General features: G+C 69.4%; 25 protein-coding genes. 16 read left to right on the top strand and 9 right to left on the bottom strand.

Going from position 1 to position 24061, the window contains the following annotated elements; all coding sequences use genetic code 11:
- The first annotated feature begins 1 nt into the window (after window position 1).
- From AAF430_20885 to AAF430_20860, 6 genes are all read left to right on the top strand, one after another.
- Entirely contained in the window at window positions 2–613 is a 612-nt protein-coding gene (locus AAF430_20885) for a TetR/AcrR family transcriptional regulator (GenBank protein ID MEM7412700.1), read from the top strand.
- On the top strand, window positions 610–1179 hold the full coding sequence (locus AAF430_20880; protein ID MEM7412699.1) for a VTT domain-containing protein: 570 nt from the start codon (window positions 610–612) through the stop codon (window positions 1177–1179). Before AAF430_20885 ends, AAF430_20880 begins: the two co-directional genes overlap by 4 nt.
- 59 nt (window positions 1180–1238) lie before the next feature.
- Window positions 1239–2993: an ABC-ATPase domain-containing protein gene (locus AAF430_20875; GenBank protein MEM7412698.1), complete on the top strand. Its 1755-nt coding sequence runs from the start codon at window positions 1239–1241 to the stop codon at window positions 2991–2993.
- A 305-nt stretch (window positions 2994–3298) separates the two neighbouring features.
- Window positions 3299–4102, top strand: a complete 804-nt coding sequence (locus AAF430_20870) for a hypothetical protein (protein MEM7412697.1) — start codon at window positions 3299–3301, stop codon at window positions 4100–4102.
- Entirely contained in the window at window positions 4102–5571 is a 1470-nt protein-coding gene (locus AAF430_20865) for a glycosyltransferase (protein MEM7412696.1), read from the top strand. The genes AAF430_20870 and AAF430_20865 overlap by 1 nt, the downstream gene beginning before the upstream one ends.
- Before the next feature lie 113 nt (window positions 5572–5684).
- Entirely contained in the window at window positions 5685–6899 is a 1215-nt protein-coding gene (locus AAF430_20860) for a hypothetical protein (GenBank protein ID MEM7412695.1), read from the top strand.
- Here AAF430_20860 and AAF430_20855 read toward each other — a convergent pair.
- Window positions 6896–9754, bottom strand: a complete 2859-nt coding sequence (locus AAF430_20855) for a 2-oxoglutarate dehydrogenase E1 component (protein ID MEM7412694.1) — start codon at window positions 9752–9754, stop codon at window positions 6896–6898. The genes AAF430_20860 and AAF430_20855 overlap by 4 nt on opposite strands.
- A 159-nt stretch (window positions 9755–9913) precedes the next feature.
- Window positions 9914–10522, bottom strand: a complete 609-nt coding sequence (locus AAF430_20850) for a glutathione S-transferase family protein (GenBank protein MEM7412693.1) — start codon at window positions 10520–10522, stop codon at window positions 9914–9916.
- 81 nt (window positions 10523–10603) lie between these two features.
- Between AAF430_20850 and AAF430_20845 the strand changes: the two genes are divergently transcribed.
- Window positions 10604–11005, top strand: a complete 402-nt coding sequence (locus tag AAF430_20845; protein MEM7412692.1) for a rhodanese-like domain-containing protein — start codon at window positions 10604–10606, stop codon at window positions 11003–11005.
- On the opposite strand, the gene AAF430_20840 is transcribed toward AAF430_20845, so the two are convergent.
- Window positions 11002–11841, bottom strand: a complete 840-nt coding sequence (locus AAF430_20840; protein MEM7412691.1) for an alpha/beta hydrolase — start codon at window positions 11839–11841, stop codon at window positions 11002–11004. The two genes, AAF430_20845 and AAF430_20840, sit on opposite strands and share 4 nt — an antisense overlap.
- 155 nt (window positions 11842–11996) lie before the next feature.
- On the opposite strand from AAF430_20840, the gene AAF430_20835 reads away from it, so the two are divergent.
- Window positions 11997–12620, top strand: coding sequence for a CoA pyrophosphatase (locus AAF430_20835; protein MEM7412690.1), 624 nt, complete (start codon window positions 11997–11999; stop codon window positions 12618–12620).
- A 17-nt stretch (window positions 12621–12637) separates the two neighbouring features.
- On the opposite strand, the gene AAF430_20830 is transcribed toward AAF430_20835, so the two are convergent.
- Both AAF430_20830 and AAF430_20825 read right to left on the bottom strand, forming a co-directional pair.
- Window positions 12638–13015, bottom strand: a complete 378-nt coding sequence (locus AAF430_20830; protein MEM7412689.1) for a carboxymuconolactone decarboxylase family protein — start codon at window positions 13013–13015, stop codon at window positions 12638–12640.
- Window positions 13016–13058: 43 nt separating this feature from the next.
- Window positions 13059–14234 (bottom strand): cytochrome P450, encoded by a 1176-nt coding sequence (locus tag AAF430_20825; GenBank protein ID MEM7412688.1) that lies wholly within the window; start codon window positions 14232–14234, stop codon window positions 13059–13061.
- 62 nt (window positions 14235–14296) lie between these two features.
- On the opposite strand from AAF430_20825, the gene AAF430_20820 reads away from it, so the two are divergent.
- Together AAF430_20820 and AAF430_20815 are read left to right on the top strand one after the other, a co-directional pair.
- A complete protein-coding gene (locus AAF430_20820; protein MEM7412687.1) occupies window positions 14297–14890 on the top strand; it encodes a TetR/AcrR family transcriptional regulator in 594 nt (197 codons plus the stop codon).
- Window positions 14891–15283, top strand: coding sequence for a VOC family protein (locus AAF430_20815; protein MEM7412686.1), 393 nt, complete (start codon window positions 14891–14893; stop codon window positions 15281–15283).
- 1 nt (window position 15284) lies between these two features.
- On the opposite strand, the gene dapF is transcribed toward AAF430_20815, so the two are convergent.
- On the bottom strand, window positions 15285–16172 hold the full coding sequence (gene dapF, locus AAF430_20810; GenBank protein MEM7412685.1) for a diaminopimelate epimerase: 888 nt from the start codon (window positions 16170–16172) through the stop codon (window positions 15285–15287).
- Window positions 16173–16228: 56 nt separating this feature from the next.
- Between dapF and AAF430_20805 the strand changes: the two genes are divergently transcribed.
- Genes AAF430_20805 through AAF430_20795 form a run of 3 tightly spaced genes read left to right on the top strand, consistent with a single transcriptional unit; the run spans window position 16229 to window position 19382 of the window.
- Window positions 16229–17131, top strand: coding sequence for a DNA-formamidopyrimidine glycosylase family protein (locus AAF430_20805; protein MEM7412684.1), 903 nt, complete (start codon window positions 16229–16231; stop codon window positions 17129–17131).
- Window positions 17128–18549, top strand: coding sequence for an MATE family efflux transporter (locus AAF430_20800; GenBank protein MEM7412683.1), 1422 nt, complete (start codon window positions 17128–17130; stop codon window positions 18547–18549). The genes AAF430_20805 and AAF430_20800 overlap by 4 nt, the downstream gene beginning before the upstream one ends.
- Complete coding sequence (locus AAF430_20795) at window positions 18546–19382, top strand: HAD family hydrolase (GenBank protein MEM7412682.1); 837 nt, start codon at window positions 18546–18548, stop codon at window positions 19380–19382. The genes AAF430_20800 and AAF430_20795 overlap by 4 nt, the downstream gene beginning before the upstream one ends.
- A 20-nt stretch (window positions 19383–19402) precedes the next feature.
- Here AAF430_20795 and AAF430_20790 read toward each other — a convergent pair whose 3' ends face one another.
- Entirely contained in the window at window positions 19403–20197 is a 795-nt protein-coding gene (locus tag AAF430_20790) for an SDR family NAD(P)-dependent oxidoreductase (protein MEM7412681.1), read from the bottom strand.
- Between the two features lie 119 nt (window positions 20198–20316).
- On the opposite strand from AAF430_20790, the gene AAF430_20785 reads away from it, so the two are divergent.
- The 3 genes from AAF430_20785 to AAF430_20775 are packed head-to-tail and all read left to right on the top strand — an operon-like array spanning window position 20317 to window position 22334.
- Window positions 20317–20766, top strand: a complete 450-nt coding sequence (locus tag AAF430_20785) for a glycine/sarcosine/betaine reductase selenoprotein B family protein (protein ID MEM7412680.1) — start codon at window positions 20317–20319, stop codon at window positions 20764–20766.
- 18 nt (window positions 20767–20784) lie between these two features.
- Window positions 20785–21483, top strand: coding sequence for a hypothetical protein (locus AAF430_20780; protein MEM7412679.1), 699 nt, complete (start codon window positions 20785–20787; stop codon window positions 21481–21483).
- Window positions 21484–21521: 38 nt separating this feature from the next.
- Complete coding sequence (locus AAF430_20775; GenBank protein ID MEM7412678.1) at window positions 21522–22334, top strand: SDR family NAD(P)-dependent oxidoreductase; 813 nt, start codon at window positions 21522–21524, stop codon at window positions 22332–22334.
- 12 nt (window positions 22335–22346) lie between these two features.
- Here the strand turns inward: AAF430_20775 and AAF430_20770 are convergent, their stop codons facing one another.
- Window positions 22347–22829 carry a peroxiredoxin gene (locus AAF430_20770; GenBank protein MEM7412677.1) on the bottom strand — a complete coding sequence of 161 codons (483 nt, stop codon included), beginning with the start codon at window positions 22827–22829 and terminating at the stop codon, window positions 22347–22349.
- Window positions 22830–22870: 41 nt separating this feature from the next.
- Entirely contained in the window at window positions 22871–24061 is a 1191-nt protein-coding gene (locus AAF430_20765) for a VWA domain-containing protein (protein ID MEM7412676.1), read from the bottom strand.

Here is a 24061-nt window from a genome sequence, read left to right as displayed (position 1 = left end):
CATGCCGCGCGTCTCCCCCGAGTACACCGAAGCCCGCAAGGACCAGATCCTCGATGCGGCCATGGGGTGCTTCGTCCAGAAAGGCTTCAACGGCGCCTCCATGAAGGACATCATCGCGGCCTCGGAACTGAGCGCCGGCGCCATCTACAACTACTTCGGCTCGAAAGACGACATCATCGACGCGATCGCACGGAAGCGGCATGCGCGAGAGCAAGCGATGCTGGGCGAGGCCCTCGAGCCTGCGCCCCCGCGCGCGCTCGCCGACCTGGCGCGGGCGTTCTTCTCCACCTTCGCGTCGGAAGCGGCGAGGAGCGAGCGGCGCCTCGGGATCGAAGTCTGGGCCGAGGCGCTCCGGAACCCGCGTGTGCTGAAGACCGTGCGCCGCGGCATCGACGAACCGGTGCGGGTGCTGGCCGAAGTCGTCGTCGAGTGTCAGGCGCGGGGCGAGTTGCCGAAGACGCTCCTGCCCGAAGGCATCGCCCGCCTGATGGTGGCCGTGTTCCAGGGGTTCGTGCTGCAGCAGGCCTGGGAGCCCGACCTCGACACCGAGGTGTACATGGGTGCCGTCGACGCCGTCCTTTCGGCGCTCGGCCAGCTTCCAGAGGAGGGATGATCATGGTGTCTCGCTTCACCGCGCGCGTTGGCAGCTGGTCCCGGCATCCCCACGCCCCGCGCTACCTCGCGGCCGTGTCTTTTGCCGAATCTTCGTTCTTCCCGGTGCCGCCGGACGTGCTGCTCGCACCGCTGTGCCTCGCCCGCCCCAAGGAGGCGCGCTTCCTGGCGCTCTGGACGACGCTCTGGTCTGTCGCGGGAGGGCTCGCAGCGTTCGCACTGGCCGCCTGGGCGACCGAACCCGTGATGGCGACCCTCACCGAGGCGGGCTTCGGTTCCGCGCTCGAGACGGCGGAACGCTGGTTCGCCGCTTGGGGTTTTCTGGCAGTGGTGATCTCCGGATTCTCTCCCGTCCCCTACAAGATCTTCGCCTTCGCAGCAGGGGCGATGGGCATGACGGTCCCCGGCTTCGTGCTCGCTTCGATCCTCGGTCGCGGAGCACGCTTCGTCCTCGTTGCCGAGATCGCCCGCGGCGGTGCGGCCCTGCGCGGCGGGCATTCGCGCCGCGTTCGGATCGTGGGCTGGTCCGTCGCGGCGCTGCTTGCCATCGTCCTGTTGCTCGGTTGAGATCGCCACCCACGAGTCAGGCGTCGACGCGTCGCGACGCGAACGCTACCGGTCCGGGCATGCGGAGCCTCAGCGAACTCCAACAGCTGCTGGCGCAGATCGATGGCCGCGGCTACCGCGCCTACAAGGATCTGCGCGGCGCGGTGAACCTGGGCGACGCGACGCTCTTCATCGACCACGTCCAGGGAGACCCCTTCGCCGCGCCGTCGAAGCTGCGCGTACGCGTTCCCCTCGCGGCCGCGGGGCTCCCGGCACCCCTCCTCGAAACCCGGGTGCGACGCCTGGCCCTGGCCGACCTGCTGGCGCGCCGGGCCGCCGACGCCACGCGCACGAGCGCCCGCCGCGGCAGCGGAAAGAGTGGCGTGGTGCGTGTCGACGCCGGCGGGCAGGAAGTGCTCGAACGCACGGCCGTGGTGTTCGGCGACGACTGGGTCGAGCTGCGCCTCGACGCCGGCCTCCCCGCCGCAGGACGCCGCGTGCTCGGTCGTGCGGCGGAGGACCTCTTGTGCGGAGACGTCCCCCGCATTGCCCGCGCGGGCCTGGTCGCCGAGCCCGCGGATCACGCACATCTCGACACCTTCGTCCGCTGCGTCGAGAACCAGGAGGCCCTGCGCGGCCAGCTCGGCGACGCGGGCCTCATCGCCTTCGTCGCCGACGGCGCCGTGCTCCCCCGTGCGAGCGGCGCGAGCGACCGCCCGCTCACCCAGGGCGCCGTTCCCACGACCAGCCCCGACACCCTGCGCGTCTCGCTGCGCCTCGACACGCCCGTCGACGGCGCCACCGAACTCGCCGGGCTCGGTGTCCCACGCGGCGTCACCCTCGTCGTGGGCGGCGGCTACCACGGCAAGTCGACGCTGCTCCAGGCGATCGAGCGCGGCGTCTACCCCCACGTTCCGGGCGACGGACGCGAGTGGGTGGTCAGCGATCCGGGGCTGGTGAAGATCCGCGCCGAAGACGGCCGCCGAGTGGAAGGCGTCGACATCCAGGCCTTCATCCGCGACCTGCCCGGCGGACGCGACACGCGTGCCTTCCGCAGCGACGACGCGAGCGGCAGCACCAGCCAGGCCGCGAGCATCGTCGAGGCCCTCGAGGCCGGCGCAACGGGCCTGCTCCTCGACGAGGACACCTCGGCCACGAACTTCATGGTGCGCGACGCGCGGATGCAGGCGCTGGTGCACCGCGACCACGAACCGATCACGCCCTTCCTCGATCGGGTACGCGCCCTCTACGACGAGCTGGGCGTCTCGACCCTGCTCGTGATGGGCGGCTGCGGCGACTACTTCGACGTCGCCGACCACGTGCTGCTGCTTCGGGACTACCAGCTTCACGACGCCAGCGAAGACGCCCGACGCGTGGCCGCCGACCACCCGACGGCGCGCCAGGCCGAGCGCTCGGGGCCGTTCGCGTCCGCCGCGCCGCGCGTCCCCCTGGCCGAGAGCTTCGACGCCTCCCGCGGCAAGCGCGACGTGAAGATCGACGCCCCCCGCGTCGACACCCTGCGCTTCGGTCGTGAAGAGATCGACCTGCGCGGCCTCGAGCAGCTCGTCGACGGCAGCCAGACCCGCGCGATCGGTCATGGCATCCACCTCGCCACCCGCTTCATGGACGGCACCCGCTCGCTGGCCGAAGTGCTCGACGCCCTCGAGGCCGAACTCGAGCGCGGCGGGCTCGACCTGCTCGACCCGTTCCACCGGCCGGGTGAACACCCGGGCCACTACGCCCGACCACGCCGCTACGAGTGGGCGGCGGCGATCAACCGCCTGCGCAGCCTGCGCGTCGAGTCGACGACCGACGAAGCCCCAGCCACGCCCTGAGGGCTGCGCCACACCCGTGCGCTTCCGAGGCTTCGCTGGAGGTCTTCGGAATTCGGCACCGGTCGCGAGAAACAGCTTCGAGCAGTCGGCATCGCACTGCATGAAGCCCTCTGACGACGTGCGACCACGCGGACGCGCTGCTCTCACCGCAGTGCGCACGCGCGGGTGGTTCGCCAGAAGGGTTCGACATGGCAGCGGGGTTTACGGGGGCAGAGCGCGATCTCGATTGCGCTGTGGGGGTGGAACGACAGCGTGAGGTTGTGGATCGGAGGGGCGCGCGATCCCGTTCTCTCCGCCTTCTCTGGATGGTGTCGGCGGTCGCGTGCGTTCTCGCACCCGGACTGAGCCACGCCGGCGCCTGGGTTCCCGAACCCGGTTCGGGGTACCACAAGGTCTCCGTCAATCACTTTCGCAGCGATGACTTCTTCGGAAGCCGCCCCGGCTTCGAGGAGTTCCGCAGCACGGGCGTTACGTACTACGGAGAGGTGGGCGTCCTCCCGCGACTGGCGCTCTTCAGTTCGGTGCCGATCACGCGCCTACGTCAGGTTCAGGATGGCACGAGGACCGAGTCCTCCGGTGTCGCGGACGTCGACGTGGGGGCGCGGGTCAACCTGCTGGAAGAACCCGTCGTTCTCTCGGCAGCGTTCCTCTTCAAGGCGCCGTACTTCTACGACGAAGACGCCCGGCTGCCGCGGGGGAACGGGCAAGAAGACTACGAGCCTCGGCTGCTGCTCGGGAAGAGCCTCGGTCGATTCGGCTACTTCGGCCTCGAAGCCGCCTATCGCTTTCGCGCCGACGATCCGTCCGACGAGTTCCGCTACCTCGTGGAATACGGCGTCGGCCTCGGAGAGAACCTCTACTTCCGGTCGAAGCTCGACGGAATCCAGAGCATCGAGAACGCCGACGTGGATAGCCAGGTGCCCGGGAACCCGGCCCTCAACCCGGAGTTCGACCTGGGCCGGCTCGAGCTCACGACCGGCTGGAACTTCGGCAGCCCTCAGAAAGGCAAAGGGCGCTGGGGCATGGAGTTCACCTACACCCCGGACCTGTACGGAGACAACACGCTCCGCGGCCAGCGCTTCGAGTTCGGCGTGACGTTCTCCCACTGATGGCGGATCTCGTCGCGACCCTGGTTCTGGTGGGGCACTTCGGCCTCCTGGCGCTGCTGTCGATCTTCGGCCTCTACCGCCTGCATCTGGTGGGACGGCACTATCGCCTGCGGAATCGCACGCGCCCTCCGCCGAAGCCACTCGACGAACTGCCCTGGGTGACGGTCCAGATCCCGCTCTACAACGAGCCGGCGGTCGCACGACGCATCATCGATGCCGTGGCGTCGCTCGACTACCCGAGGTCTCGATTCGAGATCCAGGTGCTCGACGACTCCACCGACGAGACCTCGGCGATGGTTCGCGCGGCGGTGCGCGCCCACCGGGCCGCCGGGATCCGGATCGAGCAGATCCAGCGCCGGCACCGCGAAGGGTTCAAGGCCGGCGCCCTCGCCGAAGGCCTCCGCCGCGCGAAGGGCGAGTTCGTCGCGATCTTCGATGCGGACTTCGTTCCGAAGCCCGACGTGCTGCGTCGGGCGATCCACGAGTTCAGCGACCCCGAGGTCGGCGTGGTCCAGATGCGCTGGGAGCACCTGAACCGCGGATCCAGTGCCCTCACGCAGATCCAGGCGATTCGGCTCGATGCGCACTTCGGGCTCGAGCAAGAGGGGCGCGCTCGAGCCGGGCTCCATCTCAACTTCAACGGCACGGCCGGCATCTGGCGCGCAGCCACCATCCGGGACGCCGGCGGCTGGCAGGGCGACACGCTCACCGAGGATCTCGACCTCAGCTACCGGGCCCAGCTGAAGGGATGGCGGTTCGTGTTCCGACCGGACCTGGTGTGTCCTGCGGAGCTGCCCGAGGACTACGCCGCGTTTCGGAGCCAGCAACACCGCTGGGCGAAGGGTGCGACCCAGGTGCTGCGCAAGCTCTTGGGGCGCGTCTGGCGCTCGCACGAACCGCTCCGGCAGAAGGTCGAGACGACGTTTCACCTGTCCGCGAACCTGGCGTATCTCGTGATGATCCTTCACGCGACGCTGTTCCTCGTGCCGAGTCTCGTCGTTCGGGACGTCTACCAGATCCGGGACACGCTCTGGATCGACCTCCCGGTGCTCTTCTTCTCTTCAGCCACGCATCTGTGGTTCTTCGTGACGGGCCAGCGGGCGACCCGGCGCAGGCTTCGAGCGAGTGTTCGTTTCCTCCCGGCTCTGATCTCGATCGGAATCGGACTCGCGGTGGTCGAAGCACGGGCCTGTGCCGAGGCCCTCCTGGGGCGTCGAAGCGAGTTCGTTCGGACGCCGAAACGCGGAGGCTCGCCGCAAGGGGTCTTCGAGCGTGCGCACCCGATCGGCGTGCTGGCTACGGCGCCGGAGTGGTTTCTCGCCCTGGGGTTCGGGGTGGCCCTCGGATGGGCAGCCTGGGTTCAGCTCTGGGGCGCGACCCCGTTCCTCTTGGCGCTCCATCTGGGGTTCCTCTCGAGCGCATGGCTACTGCTGCGCTCCCGCACCCACGACGTCTCGAGTTCTGCGTGACCTCGCGCCGAAGCCGTGCGCTGCACCGGGCGGCGTGCCTCGGCTTCCTGGGGTGGGTGGCGGTGTCGATCCCTGCCGGGGGTGGGTTCGAGTCCGCGCCCACGCCTCGGGGCGTGGGAACCTGGGCAATCCTTCAGTACACGGGTCTCACCGCGTGCATGTGGCTCGCCTGGCGCACGACTCCGGATGAGGCCCGGCTGCGCGCCCCGACGTGGCTGCTCCTCTGCGGCATCGCCGCCCGGCTCGTGCTGCTCCCCGTCGATGGCTACCTGTCGAACGACGCGGAGCGCTACCTGTGGGATGGCCGTGTGGCGCTCGAAGGGCTCGATCCCTACCGAACCGCGCCAGACGACCCTCGGCTCGCCACCCTGCGAACCCAGTGGCCGACACCCGCCGAGCACGCGGCCTACCCGACGCTCTACCCGCCCGCCGCGCTCGCGGTGTTCAGCTTCGCGGCGGCCGCCGGTGTGGACGCGTCGGTCTGGGTCTGGAAGGGACTCTGCGCCGGCGCGGGGTTGGGGACGCTCTTCTTCGTTCTTGCGTTTTTGAGACGGACCGGCGCACAGCGCCACTTCGCCCTCGTCGCTTTGTCGCCCTTGCTCGTCCTCGAGACCGGGATCGGCGCCCACGTCGACGCTTTTTCGACACTCGGAATCGCCGTGGCGCTCTGGGCCACCACCCGGGGCGAGGCGACGGTCGCCGGGATCGCGCTCGGATGTGGAGCGCTCTTCAAGCTGCTTCCGGCGCTGGCCGTTCTTCCGGTGGCGGTCGCATTCGGTAGGCCCGGAGCCTGGCGCTGCATCGCCGGGGCGGGGGGCGCCATCGGGGTCGGCTACGGGGCCGCGCTCGCACTGGGACTTCGGCCTGCGGGGAGCCTCTGGATCTTCTTCGAGCGCTGGCGCTTCGGGTCTCCGCTCTTCGACGCGCTCGATCGCCTCAGCCCGTCGGGCTTCGTGCTCCCGGTCGTGCTCTTCCTCGGCGGTGGGGCATTCGCCGCTGCCCTGTGGAGCGCGCGCCGCGGTTCGGTCGTGTCCGGCGTGCAGATCGCGTTGCTAGCCCCGCTCGCTCTCAGCCCCGTCGTGTTCCCCTGGTACTTGAGCGCGCTGGTACCGGGCCTGGCCGCCGCGCCGAGTGTTCCGATGCTTGCCTGGATCTCGCTTCATCCCCTGACCTACGAGGTCCTGAACGGGTTCCAAGCATCGGGCCGTTGGGACCCCGCAGACTGGCCGCTGGTCGCGATCGCGGGCGGGGTTGGGATTGCCGCGTGGCACCAAGACGGTCGTCGCTGGCGCCTGTGCAAACGCAGGCACTCGATCCACGGGACCTAGTCGCCGTCGTCGACGCGAATGGCCTTCCCCACCAGCGCCGACTGCTCTCGCTTGTGCACGCGGCCCGAGCCGGCGGCGGGGCTCGCCGCTTCGCGACGCCCGGCGTAGATCAGCTCCTGGCCGTCTTCGAGCAGATCCTCGAGACGCTCGCGGACGAAGGTCCATGGCCCCATGTTCGCGGGCTCTTCCTGACACCAGACGACGGACTGGGTATTCGGGTAATGGCGGATCGCACCGCCGATCACGTCGGCGTCCCAGGGGTAGAGCTGCTCGACCCGCACGATCGCCGTCGGTACTTCGCCGTCGCCATAGAGGCGCAGGCGCTCTTCGAGCAGGTCGTAGTAGACCTTGCCGCTGCACAGCACGACGCGCTGCACGGCGGCCCGCGCCTTCGACGCCGTCTCGTCGAGGATCACGCGCTGGAAGCGACCCTCCGCGAGATCCCCCGGGCGCGACATCGCGCGCGGCATGCGCAACAGGCTCTTCGGCGTGAAGATCACGAGCGGGGTACGCCAGCGGCGGGACATCTGACGGCGCAGCACGTGGAAGTACTGGCCGGGCGTCGTGCAGTTCACCACCTGCATGTTGTCGTCGGCGCAGCTCTGGAGGTAGCGCTCGATGCGCGCGCTCGAGTGCTCGGGGCCCTGCCCTTCGTAGCCGTGAGGCAGCAGCATCACGAGGCCACTCATGCGCTGCCACTTCACGTGGGCGCTGGCGATGAACTGGTCGATGATCACCTGGGCGCCGTTCGCGAAGTCGCCGAACTGGGCCTCCCAGAGCGTGAGCGTGTTCGGGTCGGCCAGGCTGTAGCCGTACTCGAAGCCCAGCACCGCCGCTTCCGAGAGCAGGCTGTCGTAGACCTCGAAGCGCCCCTGGTTCGGCGCGAGATGCGCCAGCGGCAGGAACTCTTCTCCGCTGTTCTGGTCGACGAGCCCGGCGTGGCGGTGGCTGAAGGTGCCGCGGGTGCAGTCCTGACCCGAGAGGCGCACGCTGTGGCCCTCGAGCAGCAGACTGCCGAAGGCGAAGGCCTCGGCGAGGCCCCAGTCGATCTCGCCGTCTTCAGCGACGACCTTGCCGCGCTTCTCGAGCAGACCGGCCAGCTTGCGGTGCACCTCGAAGCCCGGCGGCACCGACGCGATGCGTTCGGCCAGGCGCGCGAGCTCTTCGGTCGCGACGCCGGTCACCGGGTTTTCTTCTTCGCGGGTGCGGCTGAAGCCGGTCCACGGGCCGCGCGGCTCGTAGGGCTCGTCCGGGCCCGGCGGCCGGGACTCGATGACTTCGAGGGCGCGGGTGAGCTGGCCACCGAGGTCGGCCTCGATGCGCTGGACGTCTTCGCCCTGCAGGATGCCCCGACCGAGCAGCGAGTCGGTGTAGAGCTTCCGCACCGACTCGCGGCTGCGGATCTTCTGATAGAGGCGCGGCTGAGTGAAGGAAGGCTCGTCGCCCTCGTTGTGGCCGTGGCGCCGGTAGCAGACGAGGTCGATCACGACGTCTTCGTGGAAGCGGTCGCGATAGGCCATCGCAAACTTCACGCAGTGCACGACGGCCTCGGGGTCGTCGCCGTTCACGTGGAAGATCGGCGCCTGGATCATCTTCGCGACGTCGGTGCAATAGAGCGTCGAGCGCGCTTCGGCGGGCGTGGTGGTAAAGCCGATCTGGTTGTTCACCACCACGTGGATGGTGCCGCCGGTGGAGTAGCCCGCGAGCTTCGACAGATTGAGGGTCTCGGCGACGATGCCCTGGCCCGCGAAGGCCGCATCGCCGTGGACCAGCACCGGGATGATCGTCTCACCCTGGGTGTCGTCCTGGCGCATCTGCTTCGCGCGCACGCGGCCTTCCACGACGGGATCGACGGCCTCGAGGTGCGACGGGTTCGCCGTCAACGACAGATGCACGACGGCGCCCGAGCGCGTGGTGCGGTCGTTCGAGTAGCCCTTGTGGTACTTCACGTCGCCCGAACCGAAGGGGCTGTCGATCAACGGGCTGTCTTCGAACTCGGAGAAGATCGACTCGAGCGACTTCCCGAGGATGTTCGAGAGCACGTTCAGCCGGCCGCGGTGGGCCATGCCGATCACCACCTCGCGCACCTCGTGTTCGGGGGCGTCCTCGACGAGCGTGTCGAGCAGCGGGATCAGGCTTTCGGCGCCTTCCAGGGAGAAGCGCTTCTGCCCCAGGAACTTCGTGTGGAGGAAGCGCTCGAAGAGCTCGGCCGCCGCGATCTTCTCGAGGATTCGCAGGTTCTCGGCGGCCGACAGCGGCGTGGTGTTCTGGGTCTCTTCGAGGCGCGTGCGGATCCAGGTCTTGTGTCCCGGGTCCTGCATGTGGGTGAACTCCACACCTACCCGCTGGCAGTACGTCGAGCGCAGCCGCTCGAGGATCTGGCGCAGGGTCTGGACCGGGCCGCCGGGCAGATCGCCCGCGATGTAGGAGTGATCGAGATCGTCGTCGCCGAAGCCGTAGTGGGCCGGATCGAGTTCGGGGAAGTAGTCCTCGTCGCCGCCGAGCGGATCGGTCTCCGCGATGCGATGGCCGCGCGCGCGGTAGGAGTGAATCAGGCGCAGGACGCGGGCGTGCTTGTCCGCGAGCTGGGCGTGCTTCTCGGCGAGGGTGGCGGGCTCGGCGCCAGACGAGGGCGCCGGTGCGGCAGGGGCCGGTGCCCCGTTCTCCGCGGGGGGCGGCGTCGGGGCGGCGGGCTCGACCGCATGCTCTTCGAAGAGCGAGGCCCAGCTCGAGTGGACCGAGTTCGGGTCGACGTCGTAGCGCTGGCGGATCTCGTCGACGAGACCGGCGTTGACACCGAAGACGTCCAGGTCGTCGGACGGCTGCGCGTCGCCCGGTGCGGGTTCCGGACCCACGGAAGGAGGGGCTTCGTCCCGCGCCATACCTGCTTGCGCTCCCTGCAGCGTCCGCACCGTCGTGGCCGGACGCGTACCGTCACCCGCGATTCTATCCACGGATCGGCAGGCATCCACCCTACCTCAACCCGAAAACGGCCCGGGCGTGCCTTCCGCCGCTCAGGGAATCGCCATTCCCCGGACCACGGCGGGCCGCTCGGCGATCCGCTCGTGCCAGGCGAGCACGCGCTCGCGTCCCATCAGCGGCGGCGCCTTCAGGCCGTGGAGCGGGGCCAGCCAGGGGTGGTGCATGATGTCGCCGATCGAGAACTCGCCTGCGAGGTAGGGACGTCCGTCGGCGAGGATGCGATCGATCACGCCCAGCAGGCGATCGACCTCGGCCGAGAAGCGCTCGATCCATTCGGCGTTCTTCGGCTCGCCCTCAGGCTTGCGCACCTGCTCGGCGAGACGCCCGATGTTGGGGCCGATTCCGCCGGTCTGGAAGAAGGCATACTGGATCGCTGCGATCCGGCCGGCCGGGTCGGCGGGCAGCAGCTTCCCGTGCTTCTCGGCGAGGTGGAGCAGGATCGCCCCCGACTCCCAGATCACGAGCCCGTCGTCCTCCAGCACCGGAATCTTGTGATTGGGCGTGAGAGCGAGGAACTCGGGTGTCGGGTGTTCCGGCGCGCTGAGGTCGACGCGCTCGACGGTGTAGGGCACCTCGAGTTCTTCGAGCGCGATCGAGATCTTCTTGCCGTTCGGCGTATCGGCCGTGTAGAGCGTCGTCATCCGGGGTCTCCTGGGGCGCGGATCCGCATGCTACCGCCGCCGGGCCCGAGCCGCCGTGGGCCGAGCGTGTACCCTGCGCCCATGCCCGACCCGCCGCGCCGCGCCCTCGCCGACTTCGTCGCCGAAGCGCTCCGCCACGTCGAAGAGATCACGCCCGAAGAGGGACGCCGTCGCCTCGAGGCACCGGACCAGGAAGGCTGGCACTTCGTCGACGTGCGGGAGCCCGACGAGTACGCCGAAGGACACCTGCCGCGCGCGCGGAGCTCTCCGCGGGGCTTCCTCGAAGTGCGCGCCGACCTCGAGCACTACAAGCGCGACGCCTGGTTCGAAGACCGGGATCGCCCGCTCGTGCTCTATTGCGGTGGCGGCCACCGCAGCGCACTCGCGGCGTACACCCTGGTGCAGATGGGCTTCACCCGGGTCGTGTCGCTGGCCGAAGGCTGGACCGGCTGGACCGAGCGCGGCTTCCCGGTCGAGCGCTAGTCGACCTCGTCGAGGTAGGCGAAGACCGCCGCGACGACCGCATCGGGCGTTTCCATCGGCGCGAGGTGGCCCGCGTCGATCGTTTCGATCGAGCCGTGGGGCAACCCCTCCGCGTATGCCGCGTGGAGCACTTCGGGGAAATCGCCGTGCTCGGCCCACAGGATGCGCGTCGGCATGGTGGCCTTGGGCAACAAGCTCCAGACGTCGTGGGTCATGCCCTGGCTGAAGATCGCGGCCTCGGTGGTAGGCGCGCACTTGAGCTCGACCTCGCCCTCAGGCGTGTCGCGCAGGGCCTCGTCCAGGTAGAGCTGGAAGGCCCGCGCGTCCCAGTTCGCGAAGAGCGGCTTCGGCGACCAGTTCGCGCCGGCGGTGGCGCGGTCGGGGAACACCGCCCGGCGCTTCGTCGCCTTCGCGATCAGATCGCTGCCGCGCGCACCGCGCTCCGGGTCGGCAACGGTCGGGAAGTGCGGGGGCAGCGGCAACACGGGATCGACGAAGAAGAGCCTCTCGAAGAGTCCCGGCTCTTCGGCCGCAGCCATCAAGGTGCAGGTCCCCCCGAAGGAGTGACCAAAGCCGAGGGCCAGCGGCTGACCGCACTCGTCGACCAGCTGTCGCGCGACCGCGGCGATGTCGGCACCGAACTCCCGCCAGTCGAAGGGATTCTCGCCGCCCGGCGTCGTCGAGTCGCCGTGGCCGCGACCGTCCATCCCGAAGACGTGGAAGCGCTCCGTGAGCGGCTGGGCCACCAGGTGGAGCGTGGCGGCGCAGAAGCCATTCGCGTGGTGCATCAGCACGGGCGGCCCGTCGCCGCCCCAGTCGAGGAGCGCCGTTTCCATTCCGCGCTCGGGCAAACGGAGCGTTCTGCGTTTCACACCATCCAGCACGGCGGCGGATAATCGCGGGACATCGCGCGCGCCGCCACCCCGCCGGTCCGAGACCGCCCCCGCAGACCCGGCCGGCCCCGTCGGAGCGCCCGCTATGCTGCGACCCCATGGTCGACCGCTACGACGAGGGCCTGCGAGAGCGGGTGCGCGCGCACCTGAACGGGTTCTCGCGGCGCCCCCACGAAGACGACGCTCTGCGGCCCGCCGCCGTGGCGCTGGTACTGGTGGCGGACGAGGGCGGCTTTCCGAGCTTCCTGATCACCCGTCGCGCCCCGCGCCTCAACGCCCACAAGGGCCAGTGGGCGCTGCCGGGTGGACGACTCGACGCCGGCGAGACCCCGGTGCAGGCGGCCCTCCGCGAGCTCGACGAGGAGGTGGGCCTGAGCCTCGGCGAAGACGCCGTCCTCGGGCTCCTCGATGACTACCCGACCCGTTCCGGCTACTGCATGACACCGGTCGTGGTCTGGGGCGGCGCGCACGCCGAGCTCGCGCCGAACCCGGACGAGGTCGCGAAGCTCTACCACGTGCCGCTCTCCGAGCTGTTGCGGCCCGACGTCCCCCAGCTCCGCAGCATCCCCGAGAGCGATCGGCCGGTGATCTCCGTGCCGCTCCTCGGCACCCACATCCACGCCCCGACGGCGGCGATCCTGTATCAGCTGCGCGAGGTCGCCCTCTGCGGCGAACACACGCGCGTGGCCCACTTCGACCAGCCCGTCTTCGCCTGGCGGTAGAAGCAGCGGGACGGCGACTAGCCCGCCTTCTCCTTTTCGACGGCGGCGATCGCCTGCTCGGCCGGGCCGATCAGACCCGCCGCGCGCGGATAGCCGGCGTATTGGGCGATCTGGATCAGGATCTCGCGCACCTCCTCGGGCGTGAGCTCGCCGTTCTTCAGCGCCGCCTTCACCTGGATGCCGAAGGTCATCGACTCGCCGAGGGCCGCGATGATCCCGATGATGATCAGCCGTCGGTCGCGGACCGCCAGCCCCTCTCGCGTCCAGACTTCGGCGAACAGCTGTTCGAGCATCAGGTCGGTGAAGGCGTTCGTGCCCTCGGGCGGCACCACGACGTCTCCGGCGTAGACCTTCTTGATCATCTCCTCGCCGCGCTGGCGACGTTCACTGCTCATGTCGATGCCTCTCCCAGAGTGCGCGCCAGTTGCGGAGCGCGGGTCAGAGTTTCACGGGCAGCACGGCGAAGCCGCGCACGTTCACCGAGTGCACGCGCACCGCGCCGCTCGGGTCGACCTCATAGTCGGGGAAGCGCTTCCACCACTCCTCGAGGACGACGCGCCCCTCGAGGCGTGCCAGCGCCGCGCCCAGACAGAAGTGCACGCCGCGCCCGAAGGACAGGCTCGCGGTGGTATCGCGACCGAGGTCGTAGGCGTCGGGCCGCTCGAAGGCGCGCTCGTCGCGGTTCGCCGAGCCCACCAGCAGCAGCGCGCGATCGCCCGGTCGCAGGGTCTCGCCGTGCAGCGTGTGTTCGCGGGTCACCCGACGCGCGAGCATCTGGGTGGAGTTGTCGAAGCGCAGGGTCTCTTCCACCCACGCCGGGATCCAGGCGTCGGGATCGCTGGCGACGCGCGCGCGCTCGCTGGGCGTCCGCCACAGCCAATAGAGCGCGCTGGCGAGCAGCTTCGTGGTGGTCTCGTTGCCCGCCACGATCATCAGGTTCGCGAACGAGAGCAGGTCGTCCTCGACGAGGCGCTCGCCGTCGACCTCGACTTCGAGGAGCGCCGACAGCATGTCTTCGCCCGGCCGCTTGCGGCGGTCTGCAATCAGCCGGCGGAAGTAGTCGCGGATCCAGGCGAAGGCAGCGACTCCCTCGGGCGGCAGATCGTGGATCCCCTCTTCGCGGTGGACGAGCAGGTCGGCCCGGCGGCGCAGCTCGGCGCGATCCGCCTCGGGAACGCCCAGCATCTCGCTGATCACGTCCATCGGCACCTTGCCCGCGAGCTCGGCGATCATGTCGAAGCCGCCCGAGCCCACCAGCGGGTCGAGGTAGTCGACGCTCATCGCGCGAATGCGCGGCTCGAGCGCGCCGACCCGGCGCGGCGTGAACGCCTTCGACACCAGCTTCCGCAGGCGGGTGTGTCGGGGCGGGTCGAGACCGAGGAACGAGGTGCCTAACGCTGCCTGCGGCCCCCAGGAGGCCGGATCGAGCGAGACCCCGTGGTCGTTCGAGTAGAGCGCCGTGTCCTTGAAGGCGGCGAGGACGTCGGCGTGGCGCGACAGCGCGCAGAAGTCGAACTCCTCGTTGCGGTAGACCGGCGCCTCTTCCCGCAGCCGCGCGTAGAACGGGTACGGGTCCTCGTGGACCTCGTAGGCGTAGGGATTGAAGAGCGACATCCGCCCCGGAAGGCTATGCAACTTACATTGTGGACGCAATGGAAGTTGCCTAGGCTCGGAATGTGACCCGACGCACCCAAGCCGAACGCACGGCCAGCACCCGCGGCCGGATCCTGCGCGCCGCCGTCGAGAGTCTCGCCCAGGTCGGCTATCAGCGAACCACCGCCAACGAGATCACCCGGCGCGCGGGCGTCACCTGGGGCGCGGTCCAGCACCACTTCGGCGACAAGGAGGGCATCCTCGACGCGGTGATCGAGGCGTCCTTCGAGCGCTTCGAAGCGCGTCTCGGAGATTTCCCCGGAGCCGACACGCCCCTCGAAGCGCGCGTCGCCCACTTCGTCGATCGGGCCTGGGAACACTTCGGGAGCGCCGAGTACCGCTCGACCTTCGAGATCCTCGCCAACCACGCGCGCGGTCTCGCCGACGCGGATCCGCCGCCCTGGCACGCCCACATGTTCCGCAGCTGGGACCGGGTCTGGAGCCAGTTCTTCGCGGACGCGGCGCTGCCCCGGCGCAGGCAGGTGGCGCTGCAGACCCATACCATCGCGGTGCTGACGGGCATGGCGTCACTGGACATGCTCGGCCGGACGACGGACGTGACGCGTGCCGAACTCGACCTCCTGAAGCGCACCCTCCTCCGCGAGATGCAGGACTAGATGGAATTCTTCGCCGCCGACTACGTCGTGTTGATCGTCAACGATCTCGACCGGAGTCTCGCCTTCTACACCGGGCGGCTCGGCTTGCAACTCAACCACCGCGTCGACGCCTATGCCCAGCTCGCCACCGGGCGCACCCGCATCGCGCTCTACCAGCGCGAAGCCATGGCCGAGACCCTGGGACGGCCGCTTTCTGCGCCCGACCCGGACGCGCCCAGCTTCGAACTCGGCTTCAAAGTGGAAGACGTCGACGCCGCCTACGACGAGCTCGTCGAAGCCGGCGTGCCGTCGGTGATCGAACCGACGACCCGTCCCTGGGGCCAGCGCACGGCCTACCTGCGTGATCCGGACGGCTACCTGATCGAGCTGGCCCAGGATCCCGAACCGCGCTGAGCTAGCTCCGCCGCGCTTTCCCGGACAGCGATCGCACGAACGACGGCGCGAGACGCCCGCGCGCGACTTCTTCGACGGGTCCGCGCAGCGTCACCGCGTAGTCCGCGTCGACGTCGACCTCGAGGACGCCCCCGGGCATCACGATGGAGACGGGACTCTTCGCGACCCCGCGTCGTACCGCGGCGGCCGCGACCGCACACGCCGACGACCCCGAGGCCTCGGTGGCGCCGGCGCCGCGTTCCCACACCCAGGCGGCCAGACGCTGGCGCGAGCGCGGCACGACCAGCTGGACGTTGGTGAAGCGCGGGAAGATCGGGTGGGTCTCGAGCGCGGGACCCAGCGTGTGGAGCTCGCGAGACGACACGTCCTTCCCCTTCGGCAGGAAGACCACGCAGTGGGGGTTGCCGACCGACACGCCGGTGAAGCGCAGACTGCGCGAACCCACACGGATCCGCTGGTCCACGAGCTCGGGGACATCGAGGTTGCAGGGAAGCGCGGCAGGATCGAAGCGCGCAGTCCCCATCCCGATCGTCACGTCCGACGCGTCGCCGTAGCGGTCGGGCGTGAGCGACACGGTCACCACCCCCCCCGGCGTCTCGACCCGATAGCGGCGCCGTCGCGTGCGGCCCGTCGCGTCCAGGAAGCGCGCGAAGATGCGCAGCCCGTTCCCCGACTTCTCGGCCTCGCTGCCGTCCGGGTTGTAGATGCGCAGCCCGAAGTCGGCGCGTTTCGAGGGCACCAGCACCAGCAGTCCATCGCTGCCGACGCCCAGGTGGCGATCGCAGAGCGTGCGGATCCGCGCGGGCGTGAGCCGGAAGTCGAGTTCGTCGGGGTCGACCACCAGGTAATCGTTGCCGAGGCCGTGTCCCTTGAAGAAGCCGTTGCGCACGCGCCGAAGCGTAACCCACACGGGCGCCCCGACGGGGGATGCGGCAGGCTTGCCCGGTGCCCGAGCTCCCCGACGTGACCGTCTACTGCGAGCGCCTGTCCGCGTACTGCGTGGGCCAGCCGCTCGAAAAGGCGCGGATCACAGGCATCTCGCTCCTGCGCAGCGTCGACCCTCCGGTCTCTGCCGTGGAGGGGAAACGTGTCCAGGACGTGCGGCGACTCGGCAAGCGCATCGTGATCGGTTTCGAAGACGAGCTCTACCTCGTCTTCCATCTGATGATCGCGGGACGCTTTCGCTGGCGACCCCGCGGCGCGAAGCCGTCGCGCAAGATGGGCCTCGCCGCCTTCGACTTTCCCGAAGGCACGCTGCTCCTCACCGAAGCCAGCAGCCAGAAGCGCGCGACGCTGCATGTGGCGCGCGGCGCCGAAGCACTGGCCGAACACGACCGCGGCGGCCTCGAGGTGCTCGAGGCGACGCGCAGCCAGTTCGAGGAACGCCTGCTCTCCGAGAACCGCACCTTGAAGCGCGCGCTCACCGACCCGCGCCTCTTGAGCGGCATCGGCAACGCCTACTCCGACGAGATCCTCCATCGGGCCCGACTCTCCCCGGTGACCTGGACGACCCGACTCTCGGACGACGACTGGGAGCGTCTCTACGAGGCCATCCGGATCGTTCTCGAGGAGTGGACCGAGCGTCTGCGCGCGCAGGTGGGCGACGGGTTCCCCGAGAAGGTCACCGCGTTCCGGCCCGAGATGGCGGTCCACGGTCGCTACGGCGAGCCCTGTCCGGACTGCGGCGCCAAGGTGCAGCGCATCGTCTATGCGTCGAACGAGACGAACTACTGCGCGCCCTGCCAGACCGGGGGCAAGCTACTCGCCGACCGCGCCCTCTCCCAGCTCCTGAAGAAGGACTGGCCCCGCTCCCTGGAGGAGCTCGAAGCCCGGAAACAGAGCGGGTGAGCGAAGCTTCGGGGAGCGAGACACCCGACGCCCGGTCCCGCGGCGCCGGCTGGCGCAATCGCGATCACACCCAGGGAAGCCTGGCGTCGTCCCTCTTCGTGCTCGCGCTGCCGCTCGTCGCGAGCGGTGTACTCGGCGGCGTGGTATTCCAGATCGCGGACCTGAGCTTCGTGTCGCGCCTCGGCGAGGCCCCGCTCGCCGCGGTCATCATCGCGAACCAGACCCTGCGTCAGGTCTTCTTCCTGATCGCGATGGGTCTTGGCTTCGCCACCCAGTCCCTCGTTTCCCGCGCCGTCGGCGCCGGCGACCTCGAGGGCGCCGAACACATCGCGGGTCAGGCCTTCGCCCTCGCCGGACTGGTTTCGCTCGGGGTCGCGGCCGTCGGCTGGTTCTTCGCCGAGCCCCTCTTCGCCCTGCCCGGTCCCGACCCGAGCTTTGCGGAATACGGCGTGCCCTACCTGCGCTGGATCTACGTGCTGAACTTCGGCGTGCTCGGCACGATGCTCTTCTCGAGCATCCTCGGCGGCGCGGGCGACACCACGACGCCGCTCTTCGTCCAGCTCGTCCAGTTCGGCGTCGCGATCCTGGCCGAATGGGTGTTGATCTTCGGGCACTGGGGCGCGCCCGAGCTCGGCGTCCGCGGTGCCGCGTTCGGGATCGTGAGTGGTCAGTTCGCCGCGATGGCACTCGGGATGTGGGTGCTGTTTCGCGGCAAGGCCCGCGTGCACCTGCGCCGGCGACATCTCCGACCCGATCCGGGCGCGATGGCGTCGATCGCGAAGATCGCCTGGCTCCCCACCCTCCAGATGTGTGGCGGGGTCGCCACCAGCTTCGCCTTCGTCCGGCTCACCGGGAGCTACGGGGAGGAAGTGCAAACCGCCTTCGCGATCTCACTGCGCGTCGGGATGATCCTGCCGATGGTGTGCTTCCCCCTGGCCGGTGCATGCTCGACCCTGGTGGGGCAGGCGCTCGGCGCCGGAGACGTCCCGCGGGCCTGGCGCGCGATCGGCATCGGCCTGCTCGTCCACGGCACACTCATGTGGAGCATCGCCGCCGTCATCCTCGCCTACCGCGTCGAGATCCTCGAGCTCTTGAGCGACGACCCGGAGGTGATCCGGGTGGGTGCAGACTTCCTCTGGTACGCGGCCGCCTCGTTCTTCCTCTTCGCCGTCTATTTCATCGTGTTGCGGTCGTTGCAGGGGGCTGGCGACTTCGGCGTCCCCATGCTCCTCACCCTCTCGAACGCCTTCGTGGTCACGATCCCCCTCGGGTTCCTGTTGGCCGAACGCGCCGGCTACGGCGCCGAGGGCGTCGCCATGGCCCAGTTCATCGGAGCGATCTTCGTGACGGTGACCACGAGCGCCTGGCTCCTCACTGGCCGCTGGACCCGAGGCCGGGCACACTCGGCGCGCCCATGACGATCCGCCTCGCCGCCCTCGACCTCGACGGAACGCTCCTCGACCCCTTCGCGAAGCTCACGCCGAAGGTGCGCAGCGCCGTCGAGACGCTCTCGCGGCGGGGCGTCCGCGTGGTCGTGTGCACCGGGCGTCGCTTCCGGACCGCCCTCCCCCACGCGCGCGACCTCGGCCTCGACGGCGAGATCATCGTGAACAACGGGGTCCTCGTGAAGGACATCGCGTCGGGACGCACCCTCCAGCACGCCTTCCTCGACCCCCACCTCTATGGCGGCGTGCTCGAACATCTGCGGCAGCATGCGCCGCCGCTCGTGTACATCGACACCTACCATGACGGCACCGACATCCTCAGCGAGCGAATCGACGCGATGCACGCCTTCCAGCGCGAGTACGTCGACGACACCAGCGAGTTCCTCCAGATCGTCGACGACCTCGGGAAGCGCGATGGCGAGGGCGTGATCATGATCAGCACGATGGCCGACGAGCCGACCCTCGAACAGCTCCGCGAAGGCGCCCTCGAACGCTTCGGCGCACGGGTCCAGACCCACTCGATCATCAACAAGAACTACCAGGGGAGCATCCTGGAGTTCCTCTCGCCCGACGCGGGGAAGTGGACGGCCCTCGAGCGGCTGGCCGCCTCGTGGGGGATCGGCCCGTCCGAGATCGCCGCCGTCGGCGACGACACGAACGACGCAGAGATGATCCGCGAAGCCGGTCTCGGCATCGCAATGGGCAACGCCGGCGAGCACGTTCAGGCCGTGGCCGACACGGTGGTGAACAGCAACGCCGAAGGCGGTGCGATCCAGGCGATCGAACGGATCCTCGCCCGGCTCTGATCGACGGGGGCGTCGGCGCGCTAGCCGGCCAGCCCCATCATCTCGACCACGCCGACGTGGTGGCCGGCCGTGAACCCGCCATCCACCGGCAACGCGACGCCGTGGACGAAGGATGCATCGTCCGAAGCCAGGAACAGGGCCGCGCCCGCCAACTCCTCGGGCTTGCCGAAGCGACCGAGCTTGTGCTGCTCGCGAATCCGCTCGCGATACACCTCGGGAAAGCTGTCGTTGCCCACGACCGAGCGGAAGAGCGGTGTGTCGATGAACCCGGGACACAAGCAGTTCACGCGGATGCCCATGCGACCGTAGTCGAGCGCCATGTTCTTCGTCAGCAGGATCACACCGCCCTTCGAGGCGTTGTAGGTACTGCCGCCCTCGGCGCCCTCCATGCCCTCGACGCTGGCCACGGTGATGATGCTGCCGCGTCGACGCTCGAGCATCGAAGGCAAAACGGCCTTTGCCGACAGGAAGGTGCCGGTCAGGTTCACGTCCTGGACGCGCTGCCACTCCTCGGGCGTGATCAAGTGAACCGGCCCGCCGCTCGCAATGCCCGCCGCGGTCACGCACACGTCGATCCCGCCGTGGGCGTCGACGGTGGCCTGGGCGGCGGCGTTCTGGGCCTCGCCGTCGCGCACGTCGACGACGTGGAAGGCGGACGCCGGCGCAGCGTCTTCGACCTGCTTCCACTCGGGCGACTCCTGGAGGTCGAGACCGACCACGATCGAGCCTTCCTGTGCGAAGCGGATGGCCGTTGCGAGACCAATGCCGCTTGCGGCACCGGTGATCAAGGAAACGCGACCGTCGAGTCGACCCATGCTGTCCTCCATTTTACGCGCACAGCATACTCGATGGACCCGCCGAACACGCGCGCTTTGGATCCACCGGCCCGCCGCTGCGATCGCGTATGCTGCCCGCCTCGAACGGGAGGAGCGCGATGGGCGCCGATGATGCGATGCGCGAGGCGATGGGCCGCATTCCGCCCGGGATCGAGTTCCCGCCGGTGGAGCTGGTCTCCGCACCGGCCCTCGGCGAGGCCACGGTCGCGGTCGTGACCACCGCCGCACTCGCGCACCCCGGCGAGCCCTGGGCCGACCAGACCCACGAGTACCGCCTCTTCGACCGGGACGCGTCGGGTCTGATCATGGCGCACAACAGCACCAACCTGGATCGCTCGGGCTTCGCCCTCGACCGCAACGTGGTGTTCCCGATCGACCGCCTGGCCGAAATGGAGCGGGAAGGCGTGCTCGGTCGCGTCGCCCCGCGCCATGCCTCGTTTCAGGGTTCGACCTTCGAGCTGCAGACCTTCCTGCTCGACACGGGGCCGCGCCTCGCCGCCGAGCTGCGCGGCGACGGTGTCGACGTCGCCCTGCTGACCCCCGTCTGACCGATGTGCACGCGTACCGTGAGTACGCTCGCGCGGGCGCTCGAAGCGTCGGGCCTCGCCACCGTATCCCTGCTCGCGAACCGCGCGGCGGCCGAGCGCATCGGACCGCCCCGCGGTCTCTACTGCGAGTTCCCGCTCGGACGCCCGCTGGGGCACCCGCTCGACGCGGCGTTCCAGCGTCGCGTGCTCGACGCAGCCTTCGGGCTGCTCCCGCGCCGCACCGCGACGATCGAGGGCTTCGACACGGTGATCGAAGACGAGGTCGACGCACCCCTCGTCTGCCCGATCCCGCCGCGCCTGGACGCGCACGAGCCCGCACCGGTGGGCGAGGCCCGCGGCCTGCGCGGCGCCTATGACCGCGGAGTCGCGCGCATCGGGCACAGTCAGGTCGGGCGGGTCGTCGACGCCGACGCGATCCCCGAGGCGATCCGAGCGTTCGTCGAGGTGGCCGAAGGTGCTGCCTGGAACGAGGTCGACTACGCCGGCGGCAACGCCACCACGCTCCTGATGGACATCCGGGCCTACTACGAAGAGGCGGCACTCGGCTTGTCGGACCACGTCCCGGCCGCCCGCGCGAGCGAGACCTGGTACTACCAGAAGACAGCGATGGGCGATCTCGTGCGTCGCTACTACGCTGCAGTGAAGGAGGCCGAACCCGCTTTCCCCGGCCTCTACTACGTCATCCCGGCGTCCCAAACCGAGGAGTCGCTCTTCTAGGCGCGAAGGCCGGAAGCGTGACTCGCGAGCGAGGTTCGATGAGCACTCTGTCCGGACGCATCGCCGTCGTCACCGGCGCCACGCGCGGCATCGGCCGCGGGGTGGCGATGGCCCTGGGTGAACAGGGCGCCACGGTCTACGTGAGCGGCCGCACGGTCGACGGCGACCGCTCCATCGACGCCGCCGCCAAGGAAGTCACTCAGCGGGGCGGCGAGGGTCGCGCCGTTCGCTGCGATCACGGCAACGACGCCGACATCACCGCGCTCTTCGCACGTGTGAAGGACGAAGCGGGTCGGCTCGACGTGCTCGTCAACAACGTCTACAAGGTTCCCGACAAGCCGGCCTGGGGAGGCGGCTTCTGGGAGCACCCGGTCGAGATCTGGGACGATCAGGTGGGCATCGGACTGCGCGCCCACTACGTCGCCAGCTGGCACGCGGCCCCCCTGCTGTTCGCCTCCGAGCGCGCCGCCGTCTTCAACATCTCCTCTCCCGGCGGCGAGAGCTACCACTTCAGCGCGTCCTACGGCGCGGGGAAGGCGGGCCTCGATCGGCTGACGAAGGACATGGCGCAGGAGCTCCAGCCCAAGGGCGTGCCCGCTGTCGTGATCTATCCGGGCGTCGTCTCGACCGAGTTCATCGTCGACACCGCGAAGCACACCGGGATGGACCTCTCCCAGGCCCAGAGTCCGCTCCTGGTGGGACGCTGCGTGAACGCCTTGCTCGCGAGCGACGACCTGATGGAACGCACCGGGACGATCCAGTGGGTCGAAGACGTGGCCGAGGAGTTCGACGTTCGCGACGAGAACGGGGCGCGCCCGACCGAGGGCTACCCCCGGCGGGTGCGCACCTAGCGCGGTCGCGCGCTAGAGCGCGGCCAGGATCGCGTCGGCGCTGCTCACCTCGAACTTCATCGGCGCTTCGACGTGGAGCGCCGAGACGACTCCGTCCTCGATGATCGCGGCGTAGCGCTGGGAGCGCAGACCGAAGCCGATCCCCGAGCCGTCGAAGTCGAGGCCCATCGCCTTCGCGAAGTCGCCGTTGCCGTCGGCCAGCATCATCACGGATTCGCCCGCGCCCTTGTCCTTGCCCCAGCTGTCCATCACGAAGGCGTCGTTCACCGACACGCACGCGATCAGGTCGACGCCCTTCGCCTTGATCTCCCCGGCCTTCTCGATGAACCCGGGCAGGTGCTGCATGGAGCAGGTGGGCGTGAACGCGCCGGGCACCGCGAAGAGCACGGCCTTCTTCCCGGCGAAGAGCTCGGCCGTCGAGACGTCCTGCATGCCGCCATCGGCCATGGTCTTGATCTTCACGTCCGGAACCTTCGCACCGACTTCGATGGGCATGGGGGGAGTCCTCTCCTGCGGGTTGGGGGTGAACGCGGTCGCTAGGCGACCTTGCGCGCACCGATGAGCGCCGCCACGGCCTGCTCGAGGCCGTCGACGGACAAATGGAACATGGGGAACAGGCTCGCGATCACCTTCGTCGTGCGGGTGTGCTGCCACGCGCGCTCGGGGTCGGGGTTGAGCCAGACGCTGCGATCGAAGTGATCGGCGATCCGCTGCAGCCAATGGATGCCGGTGGTCTCGGCTTCCTTCCGCGGGTCGATGTTGCCGAAGGGCGTCATCAGCTCGTGGGGATGCATCGCCGCGTCGCCGACGATCACCACCTTCCAGCGCTCGTCGAGCTGACGGAAGAGGTCACCGGTGGGCACCGCCGAGTCGCGCAGCAGCCGCGCGTCCGAGTACACGAACTCGTAGGGCGTGTTGTGGAAGTAGTAGGCGCGGAACTCGCGCAGCCCCTTCGTCTCGTGGAGCGCGGTCAGGAGCCGGCTGACGGGCTTGTAGTACGGGTCCATCGAGCCGCCGACGTCCATCAACAGGAGCAGCCGCACGTTGTTCTTGCGCTCGGCGCGGAACACGAGCTCGATCTCGCCGGCCTGGCGGCAGGTCTCGTCGACGGTCTCTTCGAGGTCGAGCTCGTCGGGACGCCCCTGGCGGGTGAGCTGGCGCAGGCGCTTGAGCGCGACCTTGGTCGCGCGCAGATCGAGGGTCTCGTCGGTGCGGTAGTCCTTGAAGCGCCGCTCCTCGGCGACCTTCATCGCCGACTTCCGCTTCCCCTCGCCGCCGACCCGGATGCCGGTCGGGTGCTCGCCGCCGTGGCCGAAGGGCGAACGACCGCCGGTACCGATCCAGCGCCCGCCGCCATCGTGGCGTTCGGTCTGCTGCTCGAGGGTCTCGAGGAAGCGCCGCATCAGTTCGTCGCGCGAGAGCTCTTCGAGCATGGCGCGCTCTTCGTCGGTGAGCTCTTCGAAGTTCTTCGGGTCCTTGAGCCACTCGAGCAGCTCGTCAGTGACCGAAAGCTCTCCCTCGACGCCCTTGTAGACCCGGGCGAACACGCGGTCGAAGGCATCGAAGTAGGTCTCGCTCTTCACCAGGCACGCGCGCGAGACGTGGTAGAAGCCATCGAGCGATGCGCCGTGCTGCCCCATCGCGAGCGCACGCATGAGCATCATCCACTCCTGGATGGCGACGGGTACGCCCTCGTCGCGCAGGCCGTAGAAGAGCTCGAGGAACAC

The organism is Myxococcota bacterium (assembly GCA_039030075.1).
Taxonomy (GTDB): Bacteria; Myxococcota_A; UBA9160; order UBA9160; family SMWR01; genus JAHEJV01.
Note: the sequence above shows the minus strand (reverse complement) of the source record. Positions and strands in the feature narration are given on the sequence as shown.

Bases quoted from the DNA above. Each gene is read 5' to 3' on its own strand.
- AAF430_20885 (MEM7412700.1), top strand. From the start codon at position 2: ATGCCGCGCGTCTCCCCCGAGTACACCGAAGCCCGCAAGGACCAGATC.
- AAF430_20880 (MEM7412699.1), top strand. From the start codon at position 610: ATGATCATGGTGTCTCGCTTCACCGCGCGCGTTGGCAGCTGGTCCCGG.
- AAF430_20875 (MEM7412698.1), top strand. From the start codon at position 1,239: ATGCGGAGCCTCAGCGAACTCCAACAGCTGCTGGCGCAGATCGATGGC.
- AAF430_20870 (MEM7412697.1), top strand. From the start codon at position 3,299: ATGGTGTCGGCGGTCGCGTGCGTTCTCGCACCCGGACTGAGCCACGCC.
- AAF430_20865 (MEM7412696.1), top strand. From the start codon at position 4,102: ATGGCGGATCTCGTCGCGACCCTGGTTCTGGTGGGGCACTTCGGCCTC.
- AAF430_20850 (MEM7412693.1), bottom strand. From the start codon at position 10,522: ATGACGACGCTCTACACGGCCGATACGCCGAACGGCAAGAAGATCTCG.
- AAF430_20845 (MEM7412692.1), top strand. From the start codon at position 10,604: ATGCCCGACCCGCCGCGCCGCGCCCTCGCCGACTTCGTCGCCGAAGCG.
- AAF430_20840 (MEM7412691.1), bottom strand. From the start codon at position 11,841: ATGGAAACGGCGCTCCTCGACTGGGGCGGCGACGGGCCGCCCGTGCTG.
- AAF430_20835 (MEM7412690.1), top strand. From the start codon at position 11,997: ATGGTCGACCGCTACGACGAGGGCCTGCGAGAGCGGGTGCGCGCGCAC.
- AAF430_20830 (MEM7412689.1), bottom strand. From the start codon at position 13,015: ATGAGCAGTGAACGTCGCCAGCGCGGCGAGGAGATGATCAAGAAGGTC.
- AAF430_20825 (MEM7412688.1), bottom strand. From the start codon at position 14,234: ATGTCGCTCTTCAATCCCTACGCCTACGAGGTCCACGAGGACCCGTAC.
- AAF430_20815 (MEM7412686.1), top strand. From the start codon at position 14,891: ATGGAATTCTTCGCCGCCGACTACGTCGTGTTGATCGTCAACGATCTC.
- AAF430_20795 (MEM7412682.1), top strand. From the start codon at position 18,546: ATGACGATCCGCCTCGCCGCCCTCGACCTCGACGGAACGCTCCTCGAC.
- AAF430_20790 (MEM7412681.1), bottom strand. From the start codon at position 20,197: ATGGGTCGACTCGACGGTCGCGTTTCCTTGATCACCGGTGCCGCAAGC.
- AAF430_20785 (MEM7412680.1), top strand. From the start codon at position 20,317: ATGGGCGCCGATGATGCGATGCGCGAGGCGATGGGCCGCATTCCGCCC.
- AAF430_20775 (MEM7412678.1), top strand. From the start codon at position 21,522: ATGAGCACTCTGTCCGGACGCATCGCCGTCGTCACCGGCGCCACGCGC.
- AAF430_20770 (MEM7412677.1), bottom strand. From the start codon at position 22,829: ATGCCCATCGAAGTCGGTGCGAAGGTTCCGGACGTGAAGATCAAGACC.